The sequence below is a fragment of the Candidatus Hydrogenedentota bacterium genome, from assembly GCA_016791475.1.
GTDB lineage: Bacteria > Hydrogenedentota > Hydrogenedentia > Hydrogenedentales > JAEUWI01 > JAEUWI01.
In genome coordinates, this window is record JAEUWI010000492.1 from 1 (window position 1) to 511 (window position 511).

The 511-nt window shown below is 67.9% G+C and carries 1 protein-coding gene; it reads left to right on the forward strand.

Annotation, left to right across the window (positions count from 1 at the left end):
• Window positions 1-19 precede the first annotated feature (19 nt).
• The coding region (locus JNK74_30425) for a c-type cytochrome (GenBank protein ID MBL7650484.1) at window positions 20-511 on the forward strand (492 nt) is incomplete at its 3' end.

Below are 511 nucleotides of genomic sequence, written 5' to 3' on the forward strand. Positions count from 1 at the left end.
CGCAAAGCCGGGTAGCACGATGCCGGACCTTTTCGCCGGCAGCAATGACGTGGAAAAGGGGGAGGCTGCCGACGCCCTCGCGCATTTCCTCTACAGCCTCGGTGGAGCGTTCCAGGCGGACACGGAAGCGCCCCCGGAAGAGGAACTCGAGCGCGGCGCACGCCTGTTTCATTCCGTCGGCTGCGTCGCCTGCCACGAACCCACGGAAGCGCCGGATGCCAGTGCTTCGGACGATCCCTTCGCGGACCCAGGTATCGTGACCGTACCGGCCATCGCCTTGCCCTCGATTCCCCTGCCGGACCTGGCCTGGAAGACCTCCGCCACCGCCCTGGCCGCGTTCCTACTCGACCCGGAACACGCCCGGCCCGGCGGCCGCATGCCCGACATGACCCTCACCGGAAGCGAAGCCACCGCCATCGCGAACTGGTTGCAAAGTAGGATAGCCGTCCCGGCTGTCCAAAGCAGGATAGCCGTCCCGGCTGTCCCTGGCCGGCAACCGCCCGTCGCCATC